The following is a 12,803-nucleotide window of genomic DNA, read 5'->3' as shown; positions in this document are numbered from 1 at the left end:
CACAGGTGATTCCCATGCAGCTCATGTCTCGCTCTTTGCTCGTCGGCGGCGTCGCCGCCACCCTCGCCGCCGGCATGTCACAGGCTCAGGCAGAATTCTCCCTCAGTGATCGCTTCCACGATGCCGATGGCGACCTGGTGGCCGACATTCCCGAGGACGCCTCCCAGTGGCGCGATCCCGATACGCTGGTCTTCGCCTATACACCGGTCGAGGACCCCGCCGTGTATGCCGAGGTGTGGGATGGCTTCCTCGAGCACATGGAGGACGTCACCGGCAAGAAAGTGCAGTTCTTCCCGGTGCAGTCCAATTCCGCCCAGATCGAGGCCATGCGTGCCGGCCGCCTCCACGTGGCCGGTTTCAACACCGGCTCCAACCCGCTGGCCGTCGCCTGTGCCGGCTATCGCCCCTTCGCCATGATGGCCGCCGAGGACGGCAGCTTCGGCTACGAGATGGAGATCATCACCCACCCGGGCTCCGGCATCGACGAGGTGGAGGACATCCGCGGCAACACCCTCACCCACACGTCGGAGACGTCCAACTCAGGCTTCAAGGCGCCCACCGCGCTGATGGCCTCGGAGTTCGGCATGGTCTCCGGCGAGGACTACGACGTCGACTTCTCCGGCAAGCACGACAACTCGGTGCTGGGCGTGGCCAACCGGGACTACGCCGTCGCCACCGTGGCCAACTCGGTCAAGAACCGCATGATCGATCGCGGAGTGATCGACGCCGACCAGATCGAGGTCATCTACCAGTCGGACACCTTCCCCACCACCAGCTATGGCACCGCCCACGACCTGGCGCCCGAGCTGCAGGAAGCGATTCAGGAGGCCTTCTTCAGCTTCGACTGGGAAGGCAGCGCCCTCGAGGAGGAGTTCGGCCGCAACGGCGAAGAGCAGTTCATTCCCATCACCTTCCAGGAACATTGGGCGGTCATTCGCCAGATCGACGAGGCCAATGGCGTGGAATACGCCTGCCAATGAGCCTCGTGACCGGCCGGGCGTGGGCGGAACGTCGCTCGCGCCCGACCGGTCGAGGAAAATCGAACGAGACCCTATCCATTGCTTACCATCGACCGACTCACCAAGACCTATGCATCCGGCGACACCGCGCTCCGTGAGGTGACCTTTCAGATTCCGCAGGGCCAGGTGGTGGGGCTGATCGGCCCCTCCGGGGCCGGCAAGTCGACCCTCATCCGCTGCATCAACCGCCTGGTGGAGCCCTCGGCCGGCACCGTGCGCCTGGGCGAGACCGACCTGGTCCCACTGCGCGGCCGTGAACTTCGCCGGGCCCGGCGCCGCATCGGCATGATCTTCCAGGAATATGCCCTGGTCGAGAGACTGACCGTGATGGAGAACGTGCTGTCCGGACGCCTCGGCTATGTGCCCTTCTGGCGCAGCTTCACCCGACGCTTTCCGGGCCAGGACATCGAGAACGCCTACCGACTGCTGGACCGGGTGGGGCTGTTGGCGCATGCCGACAAGCGAGCCGATGCCCTCTCGGGCGGCCAGCGCCAGCGCGTGGGCATCGCCCGGGCACTGGCCCAGGACCCCGAGCTGCTGCTGGTGGACGAACCCACCGCCAGCCTCGATCCCAAGACCAGCCGCCAGATCATGCGATTGATCACCGAGGTCTGCGCCGAGCGCGGGCTGCCGGCCATCGTGAACATCCACGATGTCCCGCTGGCGCAACGCTATCTCGATCGCCTGATCGGGCTGAAGGCCGGTCAGGTCGTCTTCGACGATGCGCCCGACCGCCTCGACGACATGACCCTCACTCGGATCTACGGCGCCGAGGACTGGAGCGGCGCGGAATCGGACGCGGACGCCGTCGATGGCGACGACGCGGCAACGCCCCGGATGATGCCCGCGAGGTCGGCATCATGACCTCGTCCCCTGGCTCCAGTTCATCCCATCCCTACCCGCGCCGCTGGCGGCGACCACCGCAGCTCATCACCACGCGCCGCTGGCGACTGGCCATACCACTGCTGGCACTGGCCTATATGATCCTCGCACTCGGCTCGCTGGAGGTCGACGGCGCCCGTCTGATGGAGGGCCTGTCACGCGGCGCGCACTTCGTTCAGGGCTTCCTGCAGCCGGACTTCACCAGCCGTTGGCACGACATCCGTCAGGGGCTGATCGAGAGCCTGACCATGACCCTGACCGCCACCGTGGTGGGCGTGCTGGTATCGATACCCATCGGGATCGGGGCGGCACGCAACCTGTCGCCGCGCCCCGTCTACATGGTGTGCCGCTCGATCGTGGCCATCAGCCGGTCGCTGCAGGAAATCATCATCGCCATCTTCCTGGTCGCCATGTTCGGCTTCGGGCCCTTCGCCGGCTTCCTCACCCTCGCCTTCGCCTCCATCGGCTTCGTGGCCAAACTGCTCGCCGACGACATCGAGGAGGCCAGCGCCAGCCAGATCGAAGCCATCCGCGCCACCGGGGCCAGCGGCCTGCAGCTGATCCACTATGCCATCCAGCCCCAGGTCATGCCGCGGCTGATCGGCCTGTCGCTCTACCGGCTGGACATCAACTTCCGGGAAAGCGCGGTGATCGGCATCGTGGGCGCCGGAGGCATCGGTGCCACCCTCAACACGGCCATTGACCGCTACGAGTACGACAGCGCCGGCGCCATCCTGCTGATCGTCATCGCCATCGTCATGTTCGCGGAATATGGCTCCAGCTACCTCAGGAAGACGCTGCAATGAGTGCCCTCGATTCTCGCCCGGGCGAACCCGCCCACTACTCGCAGGTCTGGTGCTTTCGCACACCGCGCGCCAGGCTGGCGCTATGGGCCGGCTGGGTGGCCCTGGTGGCCCTGTTCGTCTGGTGCTGGCAGGTGATGAACGCCAACACCCTGTGGGTCTTCGTCGCCGATGCCCCCGATCAGGCGGTCGATATCGGCAGCCGCATGTTCCCGCCCGACCCGACCTACCTGCCCGAGCTGCTGCTGCCGCTATGGGACACCCTCAACATCGCCACGCTGGGCACGCTGGGCGGCATCATCCTGGCGATTCCGGTGGCCTTCCTCGCTGCCGGCAACACCACCCCCTCGACGCTGCTGGTGCGTCCCGTGGCGCTGTTCATCATCGTGAGTTCACGTTCGATCAATTCGCTGATCTGGGCACTGCTGCTGGTGGCGATCATCGGCCCGGGCCTGCTGGCCGGTATCGTGGCCATCGCCCTGCGCTCCATCGGTTTCGTCGGCAAGCTGCTGTATGAAGCCATCGAAGAGACCGATGGCCGACAGGTCGAGGCGGTGACGGCCACCGGCGCCGGACGCGCCCAGGTCATCCACTACGGCATCCTGCCCCAGGTGCTGCCGGCCTTCTGGGGCATCGCGATGTTCCGCTGGGACATCAACATCCGCGAGAGCACCATCCTGGGCCTGGTCGGTGCCGGCGGCATCGGCATGAAGCTGCAGTCCTCCATCGACACCCTGGCCTGGTCCCAGGTCGCCACCATCCTGATCGTGATCCTCGCCACGGTGGTGGTCAGCGAAGCCCTCTCGGCCCGAGTTCGCCGAGCGCTGATCTGAGCGTCATGGCGTGACGCAGGAAGTCGTCACGCCTGTGCCCGCTTCACCAGCCGCCGAATGAGGGCCAGGTCATGGCGCAGCAGCAGACGCTGGTCCTCGCCGAGCGCATCGAGGTCGATCCAGCCATCGGCGATGCGGCCCTGACGCAGGGCATCACGCTGGGCCGACAGCAACAGCGCCTGCAAACGCTCCAGCGCTCGCCTCAGCTCGGCGGCGAGCGCCGCCTCAAGCCCTCCCGCCATCACCAGCGCGGCCAGGCGTTCGCGGGTGGCCATCGCCCGCACGCGATGACGCACGCTCAGCAGGCGCACGGCGCCGACCAGCGGCAGCAGTCCACGGTGCTTGAGGTCCAGAGCCGACGCGGCCGGCGCCCCCTCGCCCCCGCCGGCCAGTCGTCCGAAGCGATCGAGCGCCACCGGGCACTCGTTCAACAGCGCCGCCATCTCGTCGAGGAACAATCCGGCCTCGGGCACGTGACGCATCACGCCATCGACCAGTCCGGTCGCCAGGGCCGCCTCCCCGTAGACCGGTGACGCATCGAGCAGGATATTGGCCTGCTGCACGCGCTTGACCCGCCGCTCGGCGGTCCAGATGGCCAGCTGGGCCTGCCACGCCGAGAGGCGCTTGCGCCACATCGGCCAACGCGCCATGACGTGCCCCGGGCACAGCGGGATGCCGGCGGCGTCGAGAGCGGCGGTGAAGCGCTCGCCCAGCGCCTGGAAGTAGCCGTCGATCTCGGTATGACGGGCGTCCGGATAGTCGGCGATGACCATGGCATTGTCCTGGTCCGGGGCCAGCAGGCTCTCGTGGCGCGCCGACGAGCCCAGGGTCAGCACGCAGAACGCCACCGGCGGCGCCCCCCAGCCCTGCTCCTGCATGGCGACGAGTGACGCCTCGATGGCGCGGCGATAGAGCGCATCGTTGTGGTCGCTGATCAGCTGACTGATCCGCCAGGCCGGCAGGTCGAGGCGCACCAGCGCCGCCACCAGATCGCGCTGCCAGGCATGCGCCTCGGCCAGGCTCGGCGTCGGCCCCAGCCGTTCGGTGGCCTCGCCCAGCGGCGCGAGCAGCGCCGGCAGCCGCCCGGCATCGGGCACGATGTCGTCGGCGAACAGCGAGCGCCAGGTCGAGGTTCGGTGGAGCAGGTGCATCGACATGCCCAAAAGAAGACTGCCTCCAGCGTAGCAGGCGCCTCGTCCTTGCCGGTTGACCAGGAGCAGTCATGCGGTGCCCTGCCCTCATTGCCGACCATAAAAAAGACGGCGCCCCTGGGGACGCCGTCGCTCGGAAGCCTCTGGCAGAATCGGAGATCGGGTCAGCGATCGTCGAACAGGGCGTCGCCCAACTCGTCGATCATCCGCTCGGCCTTGCTGACCATCAGCGCCTCACAGGCCTCGCGACCGGGCACCACGTCGGAGCGCTCGAAGCGATGCTCGAGCACCTCCTCGTCCTCGCCGCAGGGCTTGCGGATCCAGCCGCTGACGCGATACTGGCCGCCCATCTCCTCACACTGGGGCACGATCAGGTAGCCCTGATAGGACACCGGCTCGCCCTCTGGCGCGGCGGCGGGCGTCGTCTCTCCCTGGCCGAACAGACCGGATAGCAGTTTCTTCAGCATCGAAGCCTCCTGGATCAAGAGCGCCGACCCGATCGTCGGCGCCTTCTGGATCAGTCCTGCTGACGACCCTTACCCGCCGCAATGCGCAGACGCAGCGCGTTGAGCTTGATGAAGCCTTCGGCATCCTTCTGGTCGTAGGCGCCGGCGTCGTCCTCGAAGGTGGCGATAGACTCATCGAACAGCGAGGCGTCGGACTTGCGGCCTGCCACGGTGGCGTTGCCCTTGTAGAGCTTCATGCGCACCACGCCGGAGACGTTCTTCTGGGTCTCGTCGATGGCGGCCTGCAGGGCACGACGCTCCGGGCTCCACCAGTAGCCGTTGTAGATCACCTCGGCGTACTTCGGCATCAGCTGGTCCTTGAGGTGGGCTTCCTCGCGGTCCAGGGTCAGCGACTCGATGGCACGGTGGGCGCGCAGCATGATGGTGCCCCCCGGGGTCTCGTAGCAGCCGCGGGACTTCATGCCCACGTAGCGGTTCTCGACGATGTCGAGACGGCCGATGCCGTTGTCGCCGCCCAGCTGGTTGAGCTTGGAGATGACCTCGTGGGGACGCATCGGCTCGCCGTCGATGGCCACGATGTCGCCGTTCTCATAGGTCAGCTCGACGTAGGTCGGGGTGTCCGGGGCCGCCTCCGGGGAGACGCTCCAGCGCCACATGTCTTCCTCGGCCTCGGTCCAGGGGTCCTCGAGGTTGCCGCCCTCGTAGGAGATGTGGAGCAGGTTGGCATCCATGGAGTACGGCGACTTCTTCTTCTGGCTGGTGAAGTCGACCGGGATGTCGTGCTGCTGGCAGTAGGCCATCAGCTTCTCACGGGAGTTGAGGTCCCACTCGCGCCACGGGGCGATCACCTTGACGCCCGGCTTCAGCGCATAGGCGCCGAGCTCGAAGCGCACCTGGTCGTTGCCCTTGCCGGTGGCACCGTGGGAGATGGCGTCGGCGCCGGTCTGGTTGGCGATCTCGATCAGGCGCTTGGCGATCAGCGGGCGCGCGATGGAGGTACCGAGCAGGTACTCGCCCTCGTAGATGGTGTTGGCGCGGAACATCGGGTAGACGTAGTCGCGGGCAAACTCCTCGCGCAGGTCCTCGATGTAGATTTCCTTGACGCCCAGTGCCTCGGCCTTGGCACGAGCCGGCTCGACTTCCTCGCCCTGACCGATGTCGGCGGTGAAGGTCACCACTTCGCAGTCGTAGGTTTCCTGCAACCACTTGACGATGACGGACGTGTCCAGGCCGCCGGAATAGGCAAGCACGACCTTCTTGACATCGGACATGCTGAGGCTCCTTTTAGCTGTTCGGTGTAAAGGGCCGATTATAGCGCGACCAGCCTGGCGCGAATACCGGCGCGGCGGGACGCATCGCGGTGAAACTGCTAGACTCCCGCGTTTCGAGACAACCCGACCCCAAGTCAAGGAGAGGTGCATGAGCGAGGTGGCCGCCCGCGAACTCATGGCACAACGCTTCCGCAGTTTCCTGCCCGTGGTGGTGGACCTGGAAACCGGCGGCTTCAATGCCCAAGGCGACGCGATCCTGGAGATCGCCGCCGTGACCCTGACCATGGACCCCGAGGGCAACCTGATGCCCGACGCCACCTATGCCTATCACGTCAATCCCTTCGAGGGGGCCAACGTCGAGCAGTCCGCCCTGGACTTCACCGGCATCCGCCTCGACGACCCGCTGCGCCAGCAAGTCGCAGTCAGCGAGGCCGAGGCGCTGGGCGAGATCTTCCGGCCGGTACGCAAGGCGATCAAGGCCAGCGGCTGCACCCGCGCCGTACTGGTGGGGCACAACGCCGCCTTCGATCACGGCTTCCTGAACGCCGCGGTGGAACGCTGCGGGATCAAGCGCAATCCCTTCCACCCCTTCTCGAGCTTCGACACCGCCTCGCTGGCCGGCCTGGTCTACGGCCAGACCGTGCTGGCCCGCGCCTGCCGCGCCGCCGGTATCGAGTTCGACAACAGCGAAGCCCACTCGGCGCGCTACGACACCGAACGCACCGCCGAACTGTTCTGTGCCATGGTCAATCGCTACAAGGACCTGGGCGGCTGGCAGCTGGCCCAGCGCGAGCAGGGCATCGAAGAGCCGTAAGCTGCAAGCTGCAAGCTGCAAGCTGCAAGCTGCAAGCTGCAAGCTGCAAGCTGCAAGCTGCAAGCTGCAAATCAGCAGCATGAAAATTGCCCGAAGCAAAAGAAACCCCCGAAGGCTGAGCACCTTCGGGGGTTTCTTGTAGCTCGGCGCTTGTAGCTCGGCGCTTACTGCTCGGCGTCGTCCTGATGCTTGGCGGCGGTCTCCTTGATCAGCGGCTCGAGCTCGCCGTTCTGGTACATCTCGACGACGATGTCGCAGCCGCCGACCAGCTCACCCTCGACCCACAGCTGCGGGAAGGTCGGCCAGTTGGCGACCTTGGGCAGCTCGGCGCGGATGTCCGGATTGTCCAGCACGTTGACGAAGGCGAAGCGCTCGCCACAGGCCATCAGGGCCTGGACGGTCTGGGCGGAGAAGCCGCACTGCGGCAGCTGGGGGGTGCCCTTCATGTAGATCAGGATCGGGTTTTCGCTGATCTGGCGCTGGATGTTCTCGACGGTGGTACTCATCTGCATTCCCTCTGGATCGGTGGTGGCCGCCGCGCCAAGGACAATACCCGAGCGCGCAGGTGGGCCTTCGATGCCGCCATTGTACGGATGCCAGCCGCGTTGCGCATCCCCCGCCGGCTGGCTAGGATGGTCGTTTTTTCCCGTGGAGTGACGCCATGGCCACCCGCCATTTCCTGACCCTGCTCGACCTGAGTCCGGAAGAGCTGCGCTACCTGATTCAGCGCGGCATCACGATCAAGAACGGCCTGAAGACCCACGGCCCGACCTACACCCCGTTCGCCAATCGCACCCTGGCGATGATCTTCGAGAAGTCGTCGACGCGCACGCGGGTGTCGTTCGAGACCGCCATGGCCCAGTTCGGCGGCCACGCCCTGTTCCTGTCGCCCCGCGACACCCAGCTGGGCCGCGGCGAACCGATCGGCGACACCGCCCGCGTCCTTTCGGAGATGGTCGACGCGGTGATGATCCGGACCTTCTCCCATGAAGGCCTCGAGGAGTTCGCCGGCGCCAGCGACGTGCCGGTGATCAACGCGCTGACCGATGATTACCATCCCTGCCAGCTGCTGGCCGACGTCATGACCTGGACCGAGCTGCGCGGCAGTGTGCGCGGCCGCACGGCGGTATGGATCGGCGACGGCAACAACATGTGCCACTCCTGGATCAACGCCGCCCGCCAGTTCGAGTTCAACCTGCGCGTGGTCTGCCCCGAAGGCTACGAGCCGCGTCAGGACATCCTCGATGCCGCCGGTGACCGGGTGACCATCCAACGCGACCCGATGGCCGCCGTGGAAGGTGCCGACCTGGTGACCACCGACGTCTGGGCCTCCATGGGTCAGGAAGAAGAGCAGGCCAAGCGCGAGGCCGACTTCGCCGGCTTCCAGGTCAGCGAGGCGATGCTCGACCGCGCCGCCGACGACGTGCTGTTCCTGCACTGCCTGCCGGCCCACCGCGGCGAGGAAATCAGCGAGACCCTGCTCGAGGACCCGCGCGCCGTGGTCTGGCAGGAGGCGGGCAATCGCCTGCACGCCCAGAAGGCGCTGATCGAGTTCCTGATGCTGGGTCGCGTCGAGAACTGATCGACGTCTCCCTCGCTGCCCTCACGACGCCTCGGCAACGCCGGGGCGTCGCTGTTTCTGCGGTTCCGTCAATTTCGTGCCCCTGGCAACACCGGGCTCTCGCCATGGGCAACGACGGCAAGCCGAAACGGGGACCGACGCCCGCCCTTCACCTTAGACCTTGGTCTAATCCCTTCCCGCCGGTATAATGCGCCGCAACATATGACACCGCGAGACAGGCCGTCCCTCATGACCACCCTCTCCGCCGGCAATATCGCCCAGCGCAGCCTCCGCCAGTGCCTCTGCAACATGGCCGAACTGCTCTATCGCCAAGGCCACGTCCTGGAAACCGTCTCCAGCCCCCATCGTGGCCTCGACCGCCAGGCCCTGAGCGCCCTCGCCGACGCCGAGCACGACTGGCCGAGCCATCAGCGCACCCTCGAGCGCAGCGAGGCCGCCACCTTCAACGCCCAGCGTCGCTTCGTGCTCACCGACCTGGGCCGCGAGCTGTTGTTCGAGATGTTTGGCGAGGGCGCCGCCGATATCGCCTGATCTCGGCGACTTTCCCTTTCGCCACTCTGGCGACTCGCGTCAACTCGACGTCGCCTTGCGTCAACTCGCGCTCGACGCCATGACGGACACTCCCTGCAGTTCACGCAAGGAGGTCCCCATGAACCGCAATGTCATCCTCACCTGTGCCATCACCGGCGCCGGTGACACCGCCGGCAAGAATCCCAACGTCCCGGTGACGCCCCAGCAGATCGCCGACGACTGCATCGCCGCCGCCAAGGCCGGCGCCAGCGTCGCCCACATCCACGTTCGCGACCCCGAGACCGGCGGCATCAGCCACTCCACCGAGCACTTCCGCGAGGTGATGGACCGGGTCCGCGAGGCGGACACCGATATCGTCATGAACATCACCGCCGGCGGCGGCGGCGACTGGATTCCCGACGCCGAAGACCCGACCCGTGGCGGCCCCGGCACCGACATCCAGACCCCGGCCGAGCGTCACGCGCCGGTCGGCGAGTTGCTCCCCGAGCTGTGCACCCTGGACTGCGGCAGCCTCAACTTCGGCGACATGGTCTACGTCAACACCGCCGACTGGCTGCGCGAGCACGCCCGCCTGGTCCAGGCCGCCGGCGTGAAGCCGGAGCTCGAGTGCTTCGACCTGGGCCACGTCTGGTTCGCCCGCCAGCTGCAGCAGGAAGGCCTGCTCGACGGCGATCCGCTGTTCCAGCTGTGCCTGGGCATCCCCTGGGGCGCCGAGGCCGATCCCGAGACCATGCTGGCGATGCGCAACAAGCTGCCGGAAAACGCCAACTGGGCGGCCTTCGGCATCGGCCGCCAGCAGATGCCCATGGTCGCCCAGGCGATGCTGCTCGGCGGCCACGCCCGCGTCGGCCTGGAGGACAACCTCTATCTGAGCAAGGGCGTGAAGGCGACCAACGCCCAGCTGGTCGAGAAGGCGGGCACCATCGTCGAGAACCTCGGCGGACGCATCATGACCCCGGCCGAGACCCGCGCGCACCTCAAGCTGCGCGACCCCAAGACCGGTCAGATTGTGGGAGGTGACGCATGAGCCGCCAACTGACCGTCATCGGTACCGGCGTCATCGGCAACGGCTGGATCGCCCGTGCGCTGGCACAGGGCTGGGACGTGGTCGCCTTCGACCCGGCCCCGGACGCCGCCGAACGCACCCGCGCCTTCGTCGACAATGCCTGGCCGTCGCTCGAGAAGCTCGGCCTGGCCGAGGGTGCCGCCCCCACGCGACTGACCTTCGTCGACAGCCTCGAGGAGGCCGTCGCCGGCGCCGATCTCATCCAGGAAAACGTGCCGGAGCGCCTCGAACTCAAGCGCGAGATCCTCGCCGCCATCGACGCCGCGGCGGCGCCCGGCGCGATCATCGGCTCCTCCACCTCCGGCTTCAAGCCCAGCGACCTGCAGCGTGACTGCACCTGGGTGCCGGGCCGGGTGATCGTCGCCCATCCCTTCAACCCGGTCTATCTGCTGCCGCTGGTGGAGCTGGTCGGCGGCGAAGCCACCGAGCCCCGCCAGATCGAGCAGGCCCAGGCGCTCTACCAGGCGCTGGCCATGCGGCCGCTGGTGGTGCGTCGTGAGATCGAAGGGCATATCGCCGACCGACTGATGGAGGCGCTGTGGCGCGAGGCCCTGCACCTGGTCAACGACGGCGTGGCCACCACCGAGGAAGTGGATGCCGCCGTGGTCTACGGCTGTGGCCTGCGCTGGTCGCTGATGGGCACCTTCCTGACCTTCCATCTGGCCGGCGGCGAACAGGGCATGCGTCACATGCTCGAGCAGTTCGGCCCGGCGCTGAAACTGCCCTGGACCAAGCTCGAGGCCCCGGAACTCACCGACGAGCTGATCGACAAGGTCGTCGAGGGCTGCGAGTTCCAGGCCGCCGAGCGCCCGGTCGCCGAGCTCGACCGTCGCCGCGACGACTTCCTGGTCGAGCTGCTCGACCTGGTGCAGAAGTACTGGCCCGAGGCCGAAGGCCTGGAAGGACGCATCTGATGGCGCTGCTCGAGACCCGCGTCGCCGCGGAATGGGTCGACTACAACGGTCATATGAACGACGCCGAATACGCCCGGGTGTTCTCGCTGGGCGTGGAGGCGCTGATGGATGCCATCGGCCTGGATGTGACCGGCCGTCGGCGCCACGGCTACACCGTCTATACCCTGGAGACCCATCTCTGCTATCGCCGCGAGGCCCATGAAGGTCAGCCGCTGGCGGTGGACGTGACCGTGCTCGACCGCGACGCCAAACGGCTTCACGTCTTCTTCGAGATGCGCGATTCCGAGGGCACCCTGCTGGCCACCAGCGAGCAGATGCTGATGGGCATCGACAGTGAGGCCGGGCGCCCGGCGCCCTTCCCCGAATCCGTCGACACGGCGATCGATAAACTACCGATGGCCGCCGCGGATGCCTGGCCGGACGCCGCCGGACGCCGCATCGGCCTTCCCGCCCGGCGCTGAGCCCGGCGTTTCCACGCGTCCAGACGCCAAGAGGCCCGATCCGGCGATGCCGGATCGGGCCTCTCATCTCAGGGCATGCGCCCGGTCGGGCGCGGTTCAGTACTGGCCGAGCGTGGCCTCCAGCTTGAACAGGCTGGCGGACAGCTCGCCCGGCGTCATCACCGGCGATGCAGGGGCCACGGCGGACGGCCAGGCGGCAAGGGTCTCGTCGTAGGCCGCCAGCAGCGTCTCGCGGGTCTCATCGTCGTAAAGCTCGGCGTGCTGCTCCAGCAGGGCCTTGGCGGTCTGCACGAAGCCGAAGCTGTCCTGATATTCCACGACGTTGACGAACTCGCCATCGTCGATGGCTTCCTCGTACTCGTGCATCGCCTGGCGCAGCAGGGCCAGCTGCACGCGACTCTGGAAGGTCACGTCGTCTCGCAGCTCGGCGTCGACCGTCTGCAGGGCACCATCGATGGCATCGAATGCCGCCTCATAGGCCTCGGCGTGACCGCCCCATTCGCCGCCCTCGCGGGTCTCGTCGATCAGCGCCTGCAGCGCGGGCTCGACGTCTTCCACGCCGCGCGCCTCGAAGGCAGGCTCCAGCGCGTCGTAATGCTCATGGATGGGATGGCCGAAGTGCGGCTGGGCGGCGGTCGACTCGCCTTCCTGGTAGAGCTCGCGGGCCACGGTGAGGTGGCCCTTCATCATGGCCAGGTTGGTGGCGTAGACGCCGGGATTGGTGACGTCGATGGCATGGCCGGCTTCGCCACCTTCACCGCCTTCACCGCCTTCACCGCCTTCACCGCCTTCACCGCCTTCACCGCCTTCACCGCCTTCACCACCTTCGCCGCCTTCGCCGCCTTCGCCGCCGGCGGAAGCGTTCAGGTAAGCGAAGACGGCGTAGGGATCGGCCGCGGCACCGGCTTCACCGCCTTCACCGCCTTCACCGCCTTCACCGCCTTCACCGCCTTCACCGCCTTCACCGCCATGATGGCCGGCTTCACCACCCTCGCCGCCTTCACCGCCG

General features: G+C 67.2%; 16 protein-coding genes. 11 read left to right on the top strand and 5 right to left on the bottom strand.

All coding sequences use genetic code 11. From position 1 onward, the window contains the following. The first annotated feature begins 14 nt into the window (after window positions 1–14). From phnD to phnE (CVH10_RS16515), 4 genes are all read left to right on the top strand, one after another. Window positions 15–980 (top strand): phosphate/phosphite/phosphonate ABC transporter substrate-binding protein, encoded by a 966-nt coding sequence (gene phnD, locus CVH10_RS16530; RefSeq protein ID WP_081945872.1) that lies wholly within the window; start codon window positions 15–17, stop codon window positions 978–980. A gap of 78 nt (window positions 981–1,058) precedes the next feature. Continuing rightward, complete coding sequence (gene phnC, locus CVH10_RS16525) at window positions 1,059–1,883, top strand: phosphonate ABC transporter ATP-binding protein (protein ID WP_035598167.1); 825 nt, start codon at window positions 1,059–1,061, stop codon at window positions 1,881–1,883. After that, window positions 1,880–2,707, top strand: coding sequence for a phosphonate ABC transporter, permease protein PhnE (phnE, locus tag CVH10_RS16520; RefSeq protein ID WP_106489289.1), 828 nt, complete (start codon window positions 1,880–1,882; stop codon window positions 2,705–2,707). Before phnC ends, phnE (CVH10_RS16520) begins: the two co-directional genes overlap by 4 nt. Next, a complete protein-coding gene (gene phnE, locus CVH10_RS16515) occupies window positions 2,704–3,537 on the top strand; it encodes a phosphonate ABC transporter, permease protein PhnE (protein ID WP_106489288.1) in 834 nt (277 codons plus the stop codon). The genes phnE (CVH10_RS16520) and phnE (CVH10_RS16515) overlap by 4 nt, the downstream gene beginning before the upstream one ends. Window positions 3,538–3,563: 26 nt before the next feature. On the opposite strand, the gene CVH10_RS16510 is transcribed toward phnE (CVH10_RS16515), so the two are convergent. From CVH10_RS16510 to CVH10_RS16500, 3 genes are all read right to left on the bottom strand, one after another. After that, a complete protein-coding gene (locus CVH10_RS16510; protein ID WP_106489299.1) occupies window positions 3,564–4,688 on the bottom strand; it encodes a DUF294 nucleotidyltransferase-like domain-containing protein in 1,125 nt (374 codons plus the stop codon). Between the two features lie 164 nt (window positions 4,689–4,852). Beyond that, window positions 4,853–5,155, bottom strand: a complete 303-nt coding sequence (locus tag CVH10_RS16505; protein ID WP_106489287.1) for an HlyU family transcriptional regulator — start codon at window positions 5,153–5,155, stop codon at window positions 4,853–4,855. 50 nt (window positions 5,156–5,205) lie between these two features. Continuing rightward, entirely contained in the window at window positions 5,206–6,426 is a 1,221-nt protein-coding gene (locus CVH10_RS16500) for an argininosuccinate synthase (protein WP_016855579.1), read from the bottom strand. Window positions 6,427–6,574: 148 nt separating this feature from the next. Here CVH10_RS16500 and rnt point away from each other — a divergent pair, with 148 nt between their 5' ends. Next, complete coding sequence (rnt, locus tag CVH10_RS16495) at window positions 6,575–7,240, top strand: ribonuclease T (RefSeq protein ID WP_035598185.1); 666 nt, start codon at window positions 6,575–6,577, stop codon at window positions 7,238–7,240. A gap of 164 nt (window positions 7,241–7,404) precedes the next feature. Here the strand turns inward: rnt and CVH10_RS16490 are convergent, their stop codons facing one another. After that, on the bottom strand, window positions 7,405–7,746 hold the full coding sequence (locus tag CVH10_RS16490; RefSeq protein WP_016855581.1) for a Grx4 family monothiol glutaredoxin: 342 nt from the start codon (window positions 7,744–7,746) through the stop codon (window positions 7,405–7,407). Window positions 7,747–7,901: 155 nt separating this feature from the next. Between CVH10_RS16490 and argF the strand changes: the two genes are divergently transcribed. From argF to CVH10_RS16465, 5 genes are all read left to right on the top strand, one after another. Then, the gene (argF, locus tag CVH10_RS16485) at window positions 7,902–8,822 is read left to right on the top strand and encodes an ornithine carbamoyltransferase (RefSeq protein WP_106489286.1); all 921 of its coding nucleotides are present in this window, start codon (window positions 7,902–7,904) and stop codon (window positions 8,820–8,822) included. 228 nt (window positions 8,823–9,050) lie between these two features. Beyond that, a complete protein-coding gene (locus CVH10_RS16480) occupies window positions 9,051–9,353 on the top strand; it encodes a hypothetical protein (RefSeq protein ID WP_035598189.1) in 303 nt (100 codons plus the stop codon). A 118-nt stretch (window positions 9,354–9,471) separates the two neighbouring features. Continuing rightward, window positions 9,472–10,380, top strand: a complete 909-nt coding sequence (locus CVH10_RS16475; RefSeq protein ID WP_106489285.1) for a 3-keto-5-aminohexanoate cleavage protein — start codon at window positions 9,472–9,474, stop codon at window positions 10,378–10,380. Continuing rightward, window positions 10,377–11,333: an L-carnitine dehydrogenase gene (locus CVH10_RS16470; protein WP_106489284.1), complete on the top strand. Its 957-nt coding sequence runs from the start codon at window positions 10,377–10,379 to the stop codon at window positions 11,331–11,333. The genes CVH10_RS16475 and CVH10_RS16470 overlap by 4 nt, the downstream gene beginning before the upstream one ends. Next, window positions 11,333–11,794, top strand: a complete 462-nt coding sequence (locus CVH10_RS16465) for a thioesterase family protein (RefSeq protein WP_106489283.1) — start codon at window positions 11,333–11,335, stop codon at window positions 11,792–11,794. Before CVH10_RS16470 ends, CVH10_RS16465 begins: the two co-directional genes overlap by 1 nt. A gap of 96 nt (window positions 11,795–11,890) precedes the next feature. Here the strand turns inward: CVH10_RS16465 and CVH10_RS16460 are convergent, their stop codons facing one another. Then, window positions 11,891–12,484: a hypothetical protein gene (locus CVH10_RS16460; RefSeq protein ID WP_106489282.1), complete on the bottom strand. Its 594-nt coding sequence runs from the start codon at window positions 12,482–12,484 to the stop codon at window positions 11,891–11,893. A gap of 45 nt (window positions 12,485–12,529) precedes the next feature. Here CVH10_RS16460 and CVH10_RS25655 point away from each other — a divergent pair. After that, a partial coding sequence (locus tag CVH10_RS25655) for a hypothetical protein (protein ID WP_181244431.1) occupies window positions 12,530–12,803 on the top strand: 274 nt, incomplete at its 3' end.

Origin of the sequence: Halomonas sp. ND22Bw (assembly GCF_003011945.1) — a bacterium.
GTDB lineage: Bacteria > Pseudomonadota > Gammaproteobacteria > Pseudomonadales > Halomonadaceae > Halomonas > Halomonas halophila.
This window is presented reverse-complemented; position numbering and strand designations above follow the sequence as displayed.

What these genes read in the sequence shown, in the direction of transcription:
- CVH10_RS16490 (WP_016855581.1), bottom strand. Translation starts at nt 7,746, where the DNA reads ATGAGTACCACCGTCGAGAACATCCAGCGCCAGATCAGCGAAAACCCG.
- CVH10_RS16475 (WP_106489285.1), top strand. Translation starts at nt 9,472, where the DNA reads ATGAACCGCAATGTCATCCTCACCTGTGCCATCACCGGCGCCGGTGAC.
- CVH10_RS16510 (WP_106489299.1), bottom strand. Translation starts at nt 4,688, where the DNA reads ATGCACCTGCTCCACCGAACCTCGACCTGGCGCTCGCTGTTCGCCGAC.
- rnt (WP_035598185.1), top strand. Translation starts at nt 6,575, where the DNA reads ATGAGCGAGGTGGCCGCCCGCGAACTCATGGCACAACGCTTCCGCAGT.
- phnD (WP_081945872.1), top strand. Translation starts at nt 15, where the DNA reads ATGCAGCTCATGTCTCGCTCTTTGCTCGTCGGCGGCGTCGCCGCCACC.
- phnE (WP_106489289.1), top strand. Translation starts at nt 1,880, where the DNA reads ATGACCTCGTCCCCTGGCTCCAGTTCATCCCATCCCTACCCGCGCCGC.
- CVH10_RS16460 (WP_106489282.1), bottom strand. Translation starts at nt 12,484, where the DNA reads ATGATGAAGGGCCACCTCACCGTGGCCCGCGAGCTCTACCAGGAAGGC.
- argF (WP_106489286.1), top strand. Translation starts at nt 7,902, where the DNA reads ATGGCCACCCGCCATTTCCTGACCCTGCTCGACCTGAGTCCGGAAGAG.
- CVH10_RS16480 (WP_035598189.1), top strand. Translation starts at nt 9,051, where the DNA reads ATGACCACCCTCTCCGCCGGCAATATCGCCCAGCGCAGCCTCCGCCAG.
- CVH10_RS16500 (WP_016855579.1), bottom strand. Translation starts at nt 6,426, where the DNA reads ATGTCCGATGTCAAGAAGGTCGTGCTTGCCTATTCCGGCGGCCTGGAC.
- CVH10_RS16465 (WP_106489283.1), top strand. Translation starts at nt 11,333, where the DNA reads ATGGCGCTGCTCGAGACCCGCGTCGCCGCGGAATGGGTCGACTACAAC.
- CVH10_RS16470 (WP_106489284.1), top strand. Translation starts at nt 10,377, where the DNA reads ATGAGCCGCCAACTGACCGTCATCGGTACCGGCGTCATCGGCAACGGC.
- CVH10_RS16505 (WP_106489287.1), bottom strand. Translation starts at nt 5,155, where the DNA reads ATGCTGAAGAAACTGCTATCCGGTCTGTTCGGCCAGGGAGAGACGACG.
- phnE (WP_106489288.1), top strand. Translation starts at nt 2,704, where the DNA reads ATGAGTGCCCTCGATTCTCGCCCGGGCGAACCCGCCCACTACTCGCAG.